General features: G+C 40.0%; 13 protein-coding genes. 12 read left to right on the forward strand and 1 reads right to left on the reverse strand.

The window, feature by feature from the left end; translation table 11 throughout:
- The first annotated feature begins 180 nt into the window (after nucleotides 1-180).
- From H6G73_RS08810 to H6G73_RS08820, 3 genes are all read left to right on the forward strand, one after another.
- On the forward strand, nucleotides 181-741 hold the full coding sequence (locus tag H6G73_RS08810; RefSeq protein WP_190603394.1) for a cupredoxin domain-containing protein: 561 nt from the start codon (nucleotides 181-183) through the stop codon (nucleotides 739-741).
- A gap of 240 nt (nucleotides 742-981) precedes the next feature.
- Nucleotides 982-1830, forward strand: coding sequence for a type I methionyl aminopeptidase (gene map, locus H6G73_RS08815; protein WP_190603396.1), 849 nt, complete (start codon nucleotides 982-984; stop codon nucleotides 1828-1830).
- Between the two features lie 1136 nt (nucleotides 1831-2966).
- Complete coding sequence (locus H6G73_RS08820; RefSeq protein ID WP_190603398.1) at nucleotides 2967-4364, forward strand: amidase; 1398 nt, start codon at nucleotides 2967-2969, stop codon at nucleotides 4362-4364.
- A gap of 428 nt (nucleotides 4365-4792) precedes the next feature.
- On the opposite strand, the gene glsA is transcribed toward H6G73_RS08820, so the two are convergent.
- On the reverse strand, nucleotides 4793-5752 hold the full coding sequence (glsA, locus tag H6G73_RS08825; RefSeq protein WP_190603400.1) for a glutaminase A: 960 nt from the start codon (nucleotides 5750-5752) through the stop codon (nucleotides 4793-4795).
- 781 nt (nucleotides 5753-6533) lie between these two features.
- On the opposite strand from glsA, the gene H6G73_RS08830 reads away from it, so the two are divergent.
- The 9 genes from H6G73_RS08830 (at nucleotide 6534) to H6G73_RS08870 (ending at nucleotide 16114) form a co-directional block, all read left to right on the forward strand.
- A complete protein-coding gene (locus tag H6G73_RS08830) occupies nucleotides 6534-7640 on the forward strand; it encodes a septal ring lytic transglycosylase RlpA family protein (RefSeq protein ID WP_190603520.1) in 1107 nt (368 codons plus the stop codon).
- Between the two features lie 184 nt (nucleotides 7641-7824).
- Nucleotides 7825-9465 (forward strand): bifunctional pantoate--beta-alanine ligase/(d)CMP kinase, encoded by a 1641-nt coding sequence (locus H6G73_RS08835; RefSeq protein ID WP_190603402.1) that lies wholly within the window; start codon nucleotides 7825-7827, stop codon nucleotides 9463-9465.
- Nucleotides 9466-10153: 688 nt separating this feature from the next.
- Nucleotides 10154-10756, forward strand: coding sequence for a superoxide dismutase [Fe] (locus H6G73_RS08840; protein ID WP_190603404.1), 603 nt, complete (start codon nucleotides 10154-10156; stop codon nucleotides 10754-10756).
- A gap of 258 nt (nucleotides 10757-11014) precedes the next feature.
- A complete protein-coding gene (locus tag H6G73_RS08845) occupies nucleotides 11015-11191 on the forward strand; it encodes a hypothetical protein (protein ID WP_206756232.1) in 177 nt (58 codons plus the stop codon).
- Nucleotides 11192-11275: 84 nt separating this feature from the next.
- Complete coding sequence (locus H6G73_RS08850; RefSeq protein ID WP_190603408.1) at nucleotides 11276-11482, forward strand: hypothetical protein; 207 nt, start codon at nucleotides 11276-11278, stop codon at nucleotides 11480-11482.
- 71 nt (nucleotides 11483-11553) lie between these two features.
- Entirely contained in the window at nucleotides 11554-12582 is a 1029-nt protein-coding gene (purM, locus tag H6G73_RS08855) for a phosphoribosylformylglycinamidine cyclo-ligase (protein ID WP_190603410.1), read from the forward strand.
- A gap of 300 nt (nucleotides 12583-12882) precedes the next feature.
- Complete coding sequence (locus H6G73_RS08860; protein ID WP_190603412.1) at nucleotides 12883-13569, forward strand: PHP domain-containing protein; 687 nt, start codon at nucleotides 12883-12885, stop codon at nucleotides 13567-13569.
- A 719-nt stretch (nucleotides 13570-14288) separates the two neighbouring features.
- Entirely contained in the window at nucleotides 14289-15527 is a 1239-nt protein-coding gene (locus tag H6G73_RS08865) for a glycoside hydrolase family 10 protein (RefSeq protein ID WP_190603414.1), read from the forward strand.
- A complete protein-coding gene (locus H6G73_RS08870; protein WP_190603416.1) occupies nucleotides 15527-16114 on the forward strand; it encodes a hypothetical protein in 588 nt (195 codons plus the stop codon). The genes H6G73_RS08865 and H6G73_RS08870 overlap by 1 nt, the downstream gene beginning before the upstream one ends.
- The last annotated feature ends 272 nt before the right edge of the window (nucleotides 16115-16386 follow it).

Raw genomic sequence — 16386 nt, forward strand, 5'->3', positions numbered from 1 at the left:
GTCATTGCAATTGCAGGGAAGCAATCTAAAACTCATATTTTTCCTAGTCTATGTATAAGTCCTGAGTTTAAATCAAAAATTTATATTAAATGGAAATTACCAGCGTTTAATTTTTTAAAAACTTAAATTTAGCTATTGTTTAATCACAAAAAAATATTTATAATCACAGAGATACGAACCATGAAAAACTTACTCACAAATATTTATCAACATACATATTTACCCATTTATCAATGGAAAATAAACATCACAAACCAAGCCTATACAGTCGAAAAAGACTGTAAATACGGTGTAATAAAATCTTTTATTCTTGCTCTAATTACTTCTGCTTTCTGTCTTTTAGCAATAAATCCAGCTTTAGCCGCTAACTTATCCAGTGATATCTTAAAACAAACACCCACAGAAATTTCCGTGAGTTTAAGTAATGCTGCTAATGAATTGAAATTTTTACCCAATCACCTAGAATTCGTTTCTGGAAAACGCTATAAACTCCGCCTCACTAATCCTAGTCAATTAAAACATTACTTCACAGCTAAAGATTTTGCTGATGCCATTTGGACGCAAAAAGTGGAAGCAGGAAATGTCGAAATCAAAGGTGCGATTCGTGAACTAGAACTAAAACCCGGTGCAGAAGCAGAATGGGTATTTGTACCCCTCAAGCCTGGAACCTATAGACTACGCTGCACAGTCCCTGGACACACAGAAGCAGGCATGACAGGAGATATTAAGATTAGTGAATAACTCCTGACAGCTAAGAAGATAAAAATACTAAAAACTAAATACTCGTAAGTTAGTTATGTCAAAGTCTAATTTTCCTCATTCTGTCAATACTCAAGATCATCACTTACTGGAAGAGGAGGTTTTTTTAATTGGCAAAAATACGTTAACTTAAATATACTTAAATATAGATATTATTTCTCAACAAAGCTAGAAAAAACTTAATACTTCTCTGCTCACGCGCCAGTAACTACTAAATTTCCCATGAACATATTCTCTAACCTACTTTCTCAACCAGTCCAGCCAAAACCAGTTCAAAAACAACGGCGCGGTATTGAGATTAAATCGCCCCGCGAAATTGAAATCATGCGACAATCAGCGAAAATTGTGGCTACAGTCCTCAAGGAAATTGCTGAGTTAGTCCAACCAGGAATGACGACTGCTGACTTAGATGCTCATGCAGAAAAGCGCATTCGGGAAATGGGTGCAACTCCCAGTTTTAAAGGATATCACGGTTTTCCAGCTTCCATTTGCTCTAGTATTAACAATGAAGTGGTACATGGAATTCCTAGCCCGAAAAAAGTCATTCGCACTGGGGACGTGTTAAAAGTCGATACTGGTGCATATTATCAAGGTTTTCATGGTGATTCCTGTATAACCATCGCTGTGGGTGAAGTATCTCCTGAAGCTGCTAAACTGATTCGCGTAGCAGAGGAATCTCTTTATAAAGGTATTGAACAAGTTAAAGCTGGCGTACATTTAAATGAAATTGCCGGGGCCATTGAAGACTATGTGAAAGCTAATGGCTTTAGTGTAGTGGAACAATTTACTGGTCATGGTGTGGGTAGAAATTTACATGAAGAACCAGCAGTGTTTAATTACCGCACTCCAGAAATACCCAATGTCAAGCTACGTGCGGGAATGACTTTAGCGATTGAACCAATTTTAAATGCTGGGTCAAAATTTACGCGGATTTTATCTGACCGCTGGACAGCAGTCACCGTCGATAATGCTCTTTCTGCTCAGTTTGAGCATACTGTATTAGTGACAGAGACAGGTTACGAAATTTTGACGGACAGAAATCTAGTTTATAGCAATGGACAGAGCGGTTAGGACATTAACTAACAATAAAACTTAGACAGCAAAAGGCTTTTAGCACTGTCACCTGTCACCTGTTACCTGTCACCTGCTATAAGTCTGTTGAGTGGGATGAAATTGTTGAAGCGATCGCACTCGGCAAAATGCGATCGCTCTTGGTATAATCTGTAGACTGACAAGGGCGTTAACAGGTAATTACCTTGTGAGACTGACTAGACAATTAAGGTAAATTCTCACTTCTTACACCCATGTAAAAAACTAAAACAATTGAAAATAATTGAGCCACTAACTCTAATTATTGCGCTTACAAAAGATGCAGTTTTTGACATTAGTAATTGAAGTGTAAGATGAGAAAAGCTACCTGCCACTACCACGATTATATGGTTGGTTGTTCATATTAATTGTTACTCCATGAGACAAAAAAATAGTGTCAGACACCCTGCATAACTGCTTGCATATTGATTAAATGTAATCCTTTGCTCAACCAGATTCTCTCTACCACAAGCACTAAGTTGAAAATGCTTGAGGTCATAATTATCATGCCAAGTTGAGATCCTAAATTATTTATCTACTACTAATAACTAATATATTTAGTCTTTGTTAACACTTATCAATCCTGAGATAGATTGGTAATTGTGATTCCAGAAATAAGTAATTAGCCTAGTATTGAGATTATAAGTAATCAGTCATACTTGACATGAGATATTAATGAATTATTCAGTCACTAAATTGCAGCATCGGGAATTATTAACTGATTTAAGAAAATATTAAAGTTAATGGGAGAAAAGTTATGATCTGAATTTCCTAGATATAAATGTATTAAATTTTAGAGCGGTCACTTAAAAAAATCAGGATTACTAAAATCAGCAATAATAATTTTGACCATCTACATAAATGCAATGCTGACGTGAAATTGGAAAAATTTAGTTTTTACGAATACCTATATGTTTCATCTTATTTCTAAAAACTACCCAGAGGGTATGGTTTATTGATAGAGTTCCCGTATAAATTTTGTATACATTTAGTGCAAATAAATTCATGTAGAGGATTTACCCGCCAATATTTGGACACAATCAAAGTATTTTCCGCCATGTAAACTACTTTGCCTGTGATGTTGACAGAGAAACGATTCCTACCTTTGGGCTATTGTTATGAATTCAACGGATTTAGCTTTTACACCAGCTTTAGAGTTAGCGGAATTAATCCGCCGTAGGGAAGTTTCCCCCCTAGAGTTGGTGGAAATTTATTTAGAACGGATACAACGTTTAAATCCTCAATTGGGCAGTTATTTTACGGTGACAGCAGATTTAGCGATCGCTGATGCCAAAGCCAAAACCGAATTACTCACCACCACCTCAGAACTACCGCCCTTTTTTGGCGTACCAATTTCCATCAAAGACTTGAACGCTGTAGCCGGTGTAACTTGTACCTATGGCAACCCCGCACTGCTAAATAATATCCCTACCTATGATGATGGGGTAGTTACCCTGATTAAAAACGCTGGATTTATTCTCTTGGGAAAAACCGCTACTTCGGAATTGGGTTCCTATCCTTACACTGAACCCTATGGATTTCCCCCAGCCAGAAACCCTTGGAATCTAGAATACACTCCCGGTGGTTCCAGTGGTGGTGCAGCCGCAGCAGTTGCCGCAGGACTATGTGCTTTAGCCCAAGGTTCCGATGGAGGTGGTTCCATTCGTGGCCCTGCGGCTTGTTGTGGTTTGGTGGGAATTAAACCAGCGAGAGGGAGAGTCACACATGCACCTGTAGGCGATCGCTTGGCAGGAATTGCTACCAATGGCCCCATAGGTCGGACTGTGGCTGATGCAGCAGCTTTGTTAGATGTCATGTCTGGTTATGTAACCGGTGATCCCTATTGGTTACCCCAACCTCAACCCTCATTCCTCGCTGCAACCCAAGAAAAACTCAGCAACTTACGCATCGCTTTTAGTACCAGCGTTCCTCCCTTGGGAGATGCAGACCCTAACTGTCAACAAGGTGTTTTGCAAACTGTCAAATTATTAGAACAATTTGGGCACCAGATTACAGAACAGCATCTTGATTTGACCGATTTAGTCCAACCCTTCCAAATCGTCTGGCAAGCTTCCGTTGGTGCATCTGGGCTACCCGCTGAAGCATTACAATCTTTAAATCGCTTTTTATTAGCGAGAACTGGGTCTGCTGGGGAGTATTTGCAAGCAGTAGCCCAAATGCAGATACTGTCTCGGCAAATAGTCGCCTTTTTTGACCAGATAGATGTGTTGGTCTTACCTGTATATTTACATTCACCCATCAAAGTAGGGGTCTGGGCAGATTTGAGTCCAGAAGAGACCTTTGAAAATATTATTCGTTGGATTGCTCCTTGTCCGGTTGCTAATGCCACGGGACTACCAGCGATCGCTATTCCTGCGGGATTTGACAGCAATGGTTTACCCATCAGTGTGCAGTTAATCGGCAAACCCGCGGCCGAATCGACATTAATTAGTTTGGCAGCACAATTAGAAACCGCTAACCCCTGGCTACATCATCGTCCAGCAGTAGCTATATAGAAGGTGACAGTTCACAGGTGACAGGTGACAGAAAGAGTAGAGGTGAGGGGGAGGAAAAAAAAGATATTCGTCCTTGTCTCCCTTGTCCCCCTTGTCTCGCTTTCCTTGTCTCCCTTGTCTACCGCTATATGAGGAAGAGAGAAGTATAGGCAAAGGCGATCGCCTCATGTCCAAAATCGACAATTGAGCGATCGCCTTTGTTTGGTTCCGAAAATTTACATCAAGAATATTACGTCAAGCGATCGCTAGCTTGGGGGTCACATTGGCATTTTCTCACACGCCATTTTTGGTAGTTTCACCCCTCTTAAAAAGATGGGGTGACACTCCTTGCATCTCTATTTGTATCATTTATTTCCCACTATTCAAGAGGGTGATTACCCATTCAGCCTATCACCCATCCCTACAGAACTTTTCTCATGTGCCAATGATTACTTGTGGCGACAATCAAACAGATGCAAGCCCAAACGTTGAGACAATTCTTCACAGACCTTCACTCCTCTAACACTATTACCTCGCGAATCAAGAAGCGGTGAAAAAACACCAATGCCCATTTGATTAGGAACAACTGCAATAATTCCCCCACACACACCGCTTTTAGCCGGAATTCCTACTTTATAAGCCCATTCACCTGCAAAATTATACATACCGCAGGTGTGCATCACGCTGAGAATATCCTTAATATAATCACTATCTACAGCTTGTTCCCCTGTCACCGGGTTAGTACCTTTATTGGCCAAAGTTGCTGCCATCACTGCTAAATCCCGACAATTGACCATCACCGAACATTGCTGAAAATACAAATCCAGTGCTTCTTCAATATTTTGGTCAATCATGCCAAAATTCAACATCAAATGAGCAGTTGCCCGGTTACGATGTCCAGTGCTGCGCTCAGAAGTAAATACAGAAATATCTACAAATACATCACGTCCAATATAACGACGATACATCTCTAATAAGCGGTTGAGACGTTCAGTCGCTCCATTACCTTTAATTAAGCTAGTGGTAGCGATCGCCCCAGCATTGACCATCGGGTTATAAGGTCGCTTGGATTGTTCATCGAGAATAATAGCGTTAAATGCGTCCCCCGTGGGTTCTACTCCCACTCTTGTTAAAATATAGTCCCGTCCATGGTCTTCTAGTGCTAATCCATAGACAAACACCTTAGAAATTGACTGGATAGTAAATAACTGTTGATAGTCACCAACCTGGTAAATTTGTCCATCTACAGTAGCAATACAGATACTAAATAAGTTGGGATTAACTTTAGCTAATTCAGGGATATAGTTCGCTACTGCACCTGCTTGCAGCGATTTGTACTTAGAATACAAATCTTGGAGAACGTCTGGAAATATTGATGGTATTGATTCTAACTCTCCTGATTTTTCCATAATGCAGACAGCTTGATTTAAAACATCATACAAGTGGTTAAGTGAGGCATGTGTAGCTTTTATTACTTAGAAAAATAATAAATATCCTATTCTCACCATTTTTTTATTGTCTCATTATTACTTTGCTGACGATGAGAAAAAATACTTACCGCACTCCCATAATGTTGATTTTAGTAAAAATACTTAAGTCGTTACATCTAATATATACATATATATTTCTAAATAAAAAAGTGTTTTTCAGTGTACACAAGTAGTGATTATTGAAAATTAAGTGTAGTATTTCTGTAATACAAAAAATAAAAAGTCTTGATTATCAAGATATTTGAATTTCACAAATGACTATATTTGATTAACCTCATTATATTTACTGTATTTTTATGAAAAAATACAATATTTAATACAAAAAATAATTAGTAATTTTATTTACGTTAGATACTGAATTGATGCTCAGAAAATTTCAACATTTTTTGTGTAATCTTGCTCTCAGCAATTGTTAAGTTTTCATAAGAAATGGGTGTGTAAACAAAAAAAAGGCTACATGGCCAAAATTCTCAATTGAAACAGGTTTCACCCCTGTTTGGAACCCATAAATTTAGTCAACGAACCAAGACTTACGCTAAAACCCTGATCCCCAAGCCAAAAACTTCATGTTAGTCTGTTGCAGTTATGAATACAAAGTGAAAGCGGAACGAGTTCGAGTTTAAGGGGGTATCACTATTCACTGGTGAAAAACCCGCGAATCATGAAACCTCAGTTCTACAGTCGCTTTAAAATCGGACGCATGAATCAAAGACATTTGTGGACTATTGTCGCCCTGTCAACGGCTGTTTTGGGACTCCCTTCAGTGGGACGTGCTCAAACTACCAAGGGAACTGCTCTTACCTCTCAAAAATTGCCTACAGCTGATGTAGTCAAAGTGGGAGAGTATCAGACCCCCGCAGGAAATTCCACTGCCAATGCTGTGGTGACTGAAATTCATTCTCACAGCGTGGGAGGTAGGCAAGCGGCAACCCTATTCATCCGAGACATTCCTGTACTCACCTTCCTGAGTTCTGCACCAGTTTCTAGAGTGGAGACTAAAATTGGAGCTATAGGCAATTCTCAGGGTGTGCAGTCGTACACCCTTGTTAATAGCAACTCACCCAAGGTAGCCAGTATTGGGAGTGTGGTCGGTGAAACCAGCCAAACCAACTCCGTTGATGATGACCCAGTATCCAAAGCTGGTGTCTTAGCAGCTAGAATTAATCAGCTGATCCAGAACAATGTGGATGCGAGCCAAATAACCGTCAGTTGGCAAACAGGAAGCAATTCTCTAGTCAACAAGCAAGCTAAAAGCAAAAGCTCCTCTGACCAACAACAGCTAGGCGATCGCTTCATGATCAAAATCAACGGTCAAGAATTGGTGGAAATCAACCAAATCACCCGCCTAGCAGATACAACCAACAATCTTGCACAAGATGCCTTACAAGCCGCTAATCGGCTGCGGAGACTGATAGGCAATGCTTCTCCCCTGAAAGAGATCGCGAATTTACCCAGTCGCACAACAACTCTTCTTCCCAAGTTTCCCCAAGAAATATCCTTTGGTGGGGTAAAAATCAACTTTAAAGGCATAGCTTCTTGGTACGGCTACGATGGCTCTAGTAGTGCTACTGCTAGCGGTGAAAGATTTAATCCTGAAGCACTCACAGCTGCCCATCGCAGTTTACCAATGGGAACAAAAGTTCGAGTTACTAATACCCGTAACGGTCGTTCTGTGGTCGTCAGAATTAATGACCGAGGCCCATACATTGGGGGCCGAATTATTGACCTTTCTGCTGCTGCCGCTCGTATTTTAGGCATGATGGGCAGTGGCATTGCACCAGTACAAATCGAGGTTTTGGGAAGATAAAGGCAATATTGACGGTTAAAAGTGAAGGATTGAATATTAACTGTCATTTCTCTTGCCACTTCCTACTCCCTACTCATTACTCGCTCTTCACTATCACCTATATTCCCCTAGTTCATCCACCTCATCTCCCAGTTTCAGATATACACTAACGGGGGAGAGGATTGAAAAGAACTAGGGGTATTTTGTGCGCCTGCTGACAACAGTTGCGGCTTTACGCTGCTATTTAAAGGAACGTCGCTCGTTAGGATATCAAGGCGATACTACGCTAGATAGTTTATCTAGGTGGAATTATCACACCATTGGTCTAGTACCCACCATGGGTAATTTGCATCAAGGTCATTTAAATTTAATTGAACGAGCTAGAACAGAAAACTCGACAGTTATAGTGAGTATTTTTATCAATCCTCTGCAATTCGGCCCCAATGAGGATTATCAACGTTATCCCCGCACCTTAGAACAAGATTATCAGGCTTGTGCACAGGCAGGAGTTGATGCCATTTTTGCACCGACTCCGGAAGTGATGGGAATTGGTCAGAAAAGTAGAGAAGAAACTCCGGTTTCACAAGTAATCCCTCCATCTGCTATGATATCTGGCTTGTGTGGTCATTTTCGGCCGGGTCATTTTCAGGGAGTAGCGACGATTGTCACCAAGCTATTTAACTTGGTACAGCCTGACCGAGCCTACTTCGGACAAAAAGATGGTCAGCAACTGGCGATTATTAAACGCTTAGTAGTTGATTTAAATTTGCCAGTAGAGATTATTGCTTGTCCAACAGTTCGAGAACCATCTGGTCTAGCCTTAAGTTCTCGCAATCAATATTTGACTGCAACAGAAAAAGAGCAAGCAACAGTGTTGTTTCGCAGTTTACGGCAAGCTGAAGCCGCGTTTCGTGCTGGCGTGCGTAATGGTAGCGATTTAATAGCATTGGTGCGGCAAGAAATAGCCAAAGTCAACAATGTATTTGTTGAATATATTGAATTGGTTGAACCAACTACTTTAATGTCTTTAGAGGAAATTCAGGAGGAAGGAATGATAGCGATCGCTGCTCGTCTTGGTTCTACACGCTTAATTGATAATATTATTTTGCGCGATGTCTCTGACGAGCTACACCAACGCCAACCGATTATCGCTATTGACGGCCCAGCAGGGGCCGGTAAATCTACAGTGGCTCGCCAAGTTGCAACAGCACTAGGTTTAGTGTATTTAGATACGGGAGCTATGTATCGGGCTGTAACCTGGCTGGTGCTGCAAGCAGGAATAGTCATTGATGATGAGCAGGGAATCAGCGAAAGTGGTCGTTTAGCGATCGCTGAATTAGCGAACCAATGCACAATTGAATTAACCCCCTCTCAAAGCCTCCAGTCTCCCGTCCAAGTTAAAATTAATGGTACAGATGTAACTCAAGCTATTCGTACCGTTGAGGTAACATCCAAAGTTTCTGCGATCGCTGCTTTAAGTTCAGTACGTGAAGCACTAGTCAAACAGCAGCAACAATGGGGTCAACGTGGTGGTTTAGTAGCGGAAGGGAGAGACATTGGTACTCACGTTTTTCCCCATGCTGAAGTGAAAATTTTCCTTAATGCTTCTGTGAGTGAGCGCGCACGTCGCCGTCAGCAAGACTTTCAAAAGCAAGGACAACCGATAATTGATTTACAGCAGCTAGAGCAAGATATTGCTGCCAGGGACTGGAAAGATAGTAACCGCACTGTTTCCCCTCTGCGTAAAGCCGAGGATGCCATTGAAATTACAACAGATGGACTGACGATCTCAGAAGTCACTCAAAAAATTATCCACCATTACCAAGAGCGGCTGTCTCAGTTGTAAGGAATGCGATCGCTGAGTTATAGGTCAATCCCATTGGCGTGAAGTTAAATTACTCATGGATTGACTCAGCCCCACAACCTAGACAATTTTGTTGGTGAGTCATGATGTACTCACCATTATTAGCAATAATAAAAATTTGCATCTTAATTAATCCCTAAAATCAATACACAGCGTATTCAAGCTATTTTTATACCCTCTCTAGATAGAGATATTTTTTGAATTTTACTTAAAAACATCACTACTCAAAAAAATTAATTACTACGTTTAAGTTGATTATTTAAAATTTATTAAAACAACAATTATAGCTGAAGAAATTATATTTGCAAAATCCCCTTATCTATGGGGGATTCACAACTAATAGCCCCAAGTAAATTTTCAGGCAATTCTCATTGCAAAAATATCGCCACCACCAGTGACTTTTTCACTGAATAATCAAGTGCAATTGTGGTGAACACAGAATTATCTAACTTGGAAATATTGCTCTTTGTCCAAGCCAACAGACCGAAACAGAATAATTTGCCGAATTGGCAGACTATTTCATCCGAATTTACACTTTGGTAGTAAAATAACAATGTTAAGTTTTATATTCGATATTCGTGATATAAAACCAATACAGACAAAACCTGTAATTTCCGTAGCTTCGGCAATAGCTTTCAACTAGAAAACCGTAAAGAGAGGATTTCATCAAATGGCATTCGTACAAGCCCCCCTACCTTACGATTTTAATGCTCTAGAATCATATGGTATGAAAGGAGAGACCTTTGAGTATCACTATGGCAAGCATCACAAAGCTTATGTAGATAACCTCAACAAACTCACCGAAGGTACAGAACTAGCTGATAAGTCCTTGGAAGAAGTAATCCAAATTTCCTTCAAAGACTCTGCCAAAGCAGGAATTTTCAACAACGCTGCTCAAGTTTGGAACCACACTTTCTTCTGGAGTTCCTTAAAGCCAGCAGGTGGTGGCGCTCCCACAGGTGAATTGGCGGCAAAAATTGATAAAGATTTTGGTAGTTTTGACCAGTTCAAAGAAGCTTTTTCCACCGCTGCGGCAACTCAATTTGGTAGTGGCTGGGCTTGGTTGGTTGATGACGGTGGTACATTAAAAGTCACCAAAACACCAAACGCAGAAAATCCCCTAGTACACGGACAAAAGCCCCTGCTCACTTTGGATGTTTGGGAGCACGCTTATTACATCGATTTCCGCAATGCTCGTCCTGCATTCATCAAAAATTTCTTAGATAATTTGGTTAACTGGGAATTTGCAGCAGAAAATCTAGCTAAGGCTTAATACCATAGCCTAGTTGATTGTTTAAGTTATCAACGCATCTACAGTCACGAATATAGCTCGTGGCTGTTTTTAATTTGGGAAATCAGGATTTCAGAAGTTCAGAAGTTCAGGAGTTCAGGAGTATGCCTACGGCACGCTACGCGAACAGGAGTATGCCTCCAGCACGCTATGCCTACGTCACACTACGTGAACGCGAACAGGAACCTACGGAAGATGGAGAACAGGAGTTGAAAAATGCAAGAATTCAGCAGCAATAGCATGAATTATTCTGTAACTCCTGCAACTTCTGTAACTTCTGCAACTTCTGCAACTTCTGCAACTTCTGCAACTTCTGCAACTTCTGAACTCCTGCAACTCCTGCAACTCCTGCAACTTCTGCAACTTCTGTCTTCTTCCTTCTGCTGTAATTTCACCAGATGTCTGTTGATTGCCTGAAATAATTCAGTGTAGGAATCTCAGCAGATTCCGATACAATATCATCAAGAATATTTAGTTGCTCTCAAGACTATTTCAACTCTTATGGATAGCCAAACATTAGCACAATATCTAGAAAAGACTGACAGTATCTCCAAGCCTTGGTTATTAGTACAATTACGCCTGAAAAAGTTACAAGAACGGCAGCATATCCTATCAGAAAATGCCTATGCTGAAGAATTAGCTGATATTCACCAAGATTTAATGAATTTGGGTGAATGGTGGCGCGGTATAGAAAATGAAGTTTTTTAATGTATTGAGTACCCAAATATGTGATGATAATAGCCTGGGTTTTTAGCAGATTGATAGCGGTGTAGTTAGGCATGGATTATCGGGATGCAGGCGTTGATGTTGAAGCAGGCAGAGAGTTTGTAAATCGAATTAAAGATTCTGTTCACAGTACCTTTAGACCAGAGGTTTTAGGTGGTCTAGGTGGTTTTGGCGGTTGTTTTCAATTGCCAACGGGTTACAAGGAACCAGTTTTAGTGTCTGGTACAGATGGTGTTGGCACTAAGTTAAAAATTGCCCATATACTCAACCGCCACGATACTGTGGGTATAGATTTAGTGGCTATGTGTGTCAATGATGTACTGACATCTGGTGCTGAACCATTATTTTTTCTTGATTATGTAGCTACTGGGAAGTTAGACAAAGAGCAATTAACTCAGGTAGTTGAGGGGATAGCGGCTGGTTGTAAGTTATCAGGTTGTGCGTTGTTGGGTGGAGAAACAGCGGAAATGCCTGGTTTTTACCAAGCTGGAGAATACGATTTAGCTGGTTTTTGTGTGGCTATTGTTGAGAAAAGCCAAATGCTCAATGGTTCCCAGGTACAAGTTGGGGATGTGGCTGTGGGTTTAGCTAGCACTGGTGTCCACAGTAATGGTTTCAGTTTAGTCAGAAAGATTATTAGCGATCGCAATTTGAGTTGGAACGATAGACCAGAATTGTTAGGTGGTGAAACTCTGGGGGAACTTTTTCTCAAACCGACCCGCATTTATGTCCAACCTGTATTAGCCGCGTTAAAAGCAGGGTTGGAAATTCATGGCATGGCTCACATTACAGGTGGGGGTTTACCGGAAAATTTACCTCGATGTTTAGCCTCTGGTCAAGCCATTAAAATTAATCCTCATAGTTGGGAAATTCCCCCCTTATTTAATTGGTTAGCCGAAACTGGTGGTGTGAGTGCTGAAGCTATGTACAACACTTTCAACATGGGAATTGGATTTGTATTAATTGTCCCACCCCAAGCAGTAGACCAGACTATCAGCCATTTCCAGGCACAAGATATCTCTGCTGCTGTCATCGGGGAAGTTGTGAGTGGTACTGGTGAATTAATTGGACTACCGACTTGAAACAAAAAAAATTACACTTAGTCAATGTTGATTGAAAGACCTGTTTAGAGCAAACAAGTCATATTGAATCAGGGTTCTGAGTGTATTTTCAGTTTTGAGGAGAGAAGTCTTTACACAAATCATGGCAATATTGGAGACTCTCTTTATCAAAGTAATAGAAAATACTCATGACCGCGAGCTTTAAGATTTGCTAACGTAGTCTTTACATATCGACAAATTTTTTGTTGGTCATGTCTGATTAGTTATTGGGTGCGGTGTGTTGGTGTTTTGAGAATTACATAATTTTTGTTTAGAGGGGTTATGGTTGTAAATTTTGCCCGGTCTACTGCTTCCACTGATATTTTGAAGCAAGTATTCCAGAGCATTGATGCCCAAAGTTGTCCCACGCAATTTAATTTTCATATGCACACAGTTCACTCGGATGGCAAATTACAACCGAGTGTATTAATGGAACAGGCTATTTCTATTGGTTTACAAGGACTAGCAATTACAGACCATCACAATATTGGTGGTTATGAAGTAGCACAAGCTTGGTTAGAAGACTGGAAGTGGAATAGTTCTGAAGCACAGGCCCCTGTGCTGTGGAGTGGAGTAGAAATTAATGCCAATCTGATGGACGTAGAGGTGCATATTTTGGCTTATGGTTTTGATATAGAACACTTTAGTATTAGACCTTATTTACAAAGCAAACCAACAACAGGTAAAGATTATCAAGCAGCTAATGTAATTAAGGCGATTCATAAAGCGGGAGGATTAGCTGTATTAGCCCATCCTGCACGTTACAGGCGATCGCATTTTGATCTCATCCCCCTAGCAGCAGAATATGGTATTGATGGTGTGGAATCTTTCTACGCTTACAACAACCCTACCCCTTGGAAACCTAGCCTTGTTGAATCTAAGCAGGTTACTATCTTAGCGCAAGAATATAATCTATTAAATAGTTGCGGGACAGATACACACGGTTTAAGCTTATTGCGACGGTTGTAAATAAAAACCTATAAAGCTTTGGGATTTTGGATAGTGAAACATTAATTGTTAATATTTTTACTATCCAGATACCGCTATTTATATTCATCTCCATTGAGGATACATACAGCAGGAACAAGAAAACAATGACTTTGTTCTGTATTCTGAAGTTTTGTCCCTTATTCAGTTCCGATCTGCTGTATGTGACGAAAATTCAACAGATTAAAATTAAATATTCTGTTAGGATTTAGATCCTAAAAATTTTTTCTTATTATCAGCTATTACACAGTTAAATTTTAGGCATCTTAATATAGTTACGTCTTTTGCTGCGGGCTATTTTGCACGGGAGACTTATACAAATAATTATACCAATTTGCCAAAAGTAGCCAGCAGATGAATAATACCCCTTCCCAACCCTCCCCTTCCTTGGTAAGGGGAGGGAGCGCGACAGCGGGGGTGGGGTAGGTGGGTAAAGTAAAACGAATATTTTGACTATCAAATCAGAATATTTTAAATTAGTTAAAAACAATCCTCAATTTATTTTTAATCAAAATTGGTAGGGAAACTATATAGAAATTATTGATTATCTGCTTATCACGAAATTTTAATTTATGAATATAAAATCATCAAATATTAATATTTTGAAGTATTTTGGAAGGCAATAAGCATGTAGAAAATCCTGATGTTTTTCAGGCAATTTTGTAGTTATATAGAATTACCAAGATACATCTTAGGGATAGATGAATAGGGTGATTCGCCGTTGCTTTTGGTTTTTGCTGTGTTTAGGATTTGTAATCAGTTTAACGATATTTCCTCTTGGTTCAACTCCTATTCCTTCTCCAAGAAGAACTCCAATCACTACAGAAATTCGCGGCGTTTGGCTGACTAATGTTGCTAGTGGTGTATTTTTTGTTCCCTGGGGAATTGATCGGGCTGTACACCAATTAGCAAAACTAAATTTTAATACAATTTATCCGGTAGTTTGGAATAGAGGCTATACTTTTTACAAAAGTGCTGTAGCCAAAGAGATTACAGGAGAAGAAACTCAACCAATGTTGAACTTTCTCCATGGTGGTGTAGATGTCTTGGGCAAGTTGGTCAAGTTGGCAAGAAATGCTAATTTAACTGTAATTCCTTGGTTTGAATATGGGTTAATGGCTCCCAGTGATTCTGCTTTGGTACAAAGACATCCTGAATGGTTAACAGTAGGACAAGCAGGAATGAATTCTCTCCAGTCCAATTTGCCGGAAGAAATGAATGATGGCATAATCAATCGGCAAGCTTGGTTAAACCCTCTCCATCCAGAAGTTCAAGAATTTATTGGCAGTTTAATTTTAGAAGTAGTGAGTAATTATAATGTGGATGGCATCCAGTTAGATGATCATTTTGGAATGCCTGTACAGTTTGGTTATGATGATTTTACTGTGCAATTGTATGCCCAAGAACATCAAGGTAAACAACCACCAACTGACCCGTTTGATGCTGAATGGATGCGGTGGAGGGCAGATAAAATTACAGAGTTTATGATGAGAATTCACCAAGCGGTAAAAGCTGTTAAACCCTATGTAAAAGTATCTCTTTCTCCCAATTCTCATGGCTTTGCGTATAAATATTATTTACAAGATTGGGATACTTGGGTCAAGAAAGGTTTGGTGGATGAATTGATTTTGCAGGTATATCGGAATAATACAAATTCTTTCATTGGTGAATTAGAAAAACCAGCGGTGCAATCAGCGAAAAATCAAATTCCTGTGGCAATTGGCATCTCAACAGGAACCTTAGTCAAACCTGTGGATATTAACCAAATTCAAGCACAGGTGGAAATAGTACGCGATCGCAATTTTTCTGGTTTCTCATTTTTCTATTGGGAAAGTCTGTGGGGTTATATCGCTCCCGAATCTCCTCAACAACGTCGTCGGGTATTCCTGGACATGTTTGCAGCTAAAGCTTTTAAGCCTTTAACCCTGGAGAAATTGTAATGTCTGTGGCCTCTAGTCAAGCTCAAAATCGTTACTCTGGGGTATTTTTTATATTATTGTGGATTTTCGCGACCATGGGGGGATTTTTGGTGAGTTTGCTCATCGTGGAGGTGGGAGAAGCACCAGATATGCGAATCGGGGAAGCTGCTATCGGTGGGCTAGCGATCGCCCTGCCACAAAGTTGTATACTGAGAAAAACTATATCTCCTGTCAAATGGGTGCTATCTACCTTTTTCATCTGGTCACTCATTGCAGCTATTGGTATCGGTGCTTTGGGTTGGTCTGTATCAACAACTGATTTCATTCCACAAAGGATTTTCTCTGGAATTATTTCGGGAGGTATTGGTGGTTTGATGATGGGATTGGCACAATGGAGTTTAGCAATTCCTCCTTCCCTATCCTCGGCTTGGCAATGGATATTTGTGAATTCCGCAGCTTGGGCCGTGGCTTTACCCATCGGTTCCACATTGGGAATATTTTTGCGTCAAATGAGTCAGTTATATTTAGGGGAAGTAATTGGTTTAGCTGTAACTTGGATAATTGTTGCCATTGTCACAGGAATTAGCGCCGAGAAAGTTTTGACTTAAAATAGCTATATTGACTAAATTTAATCCCAGAGCCAACTCCCTCAATTTCTCTAATCTATTAAGATTTGTAACAAAAATGAAAATGTACTTTAGTTTGTAACTCTGGATATGTAAGAATCTTAAAACATTATTAACAACTAACCTCTGTACCTGCCTAAAAATTAGCTTAGGTAAGATACTTTACAAAAAGTTCCTTTGATTCAGCTTGCCTGAATGAACTGCACGTAGCTTATCTACAGAAGTAGAGAAAGAAAAAAATCACTACTAGGTAA

It is taken from the genome of Richelia sinica FACHB-800, assembly GCF_014698825.1.
GTDB lineage: Bacteria > Cyanobacteriota > Cyanobacteriia > Cyanobacteriales > Nostocaceae > FACHB-800.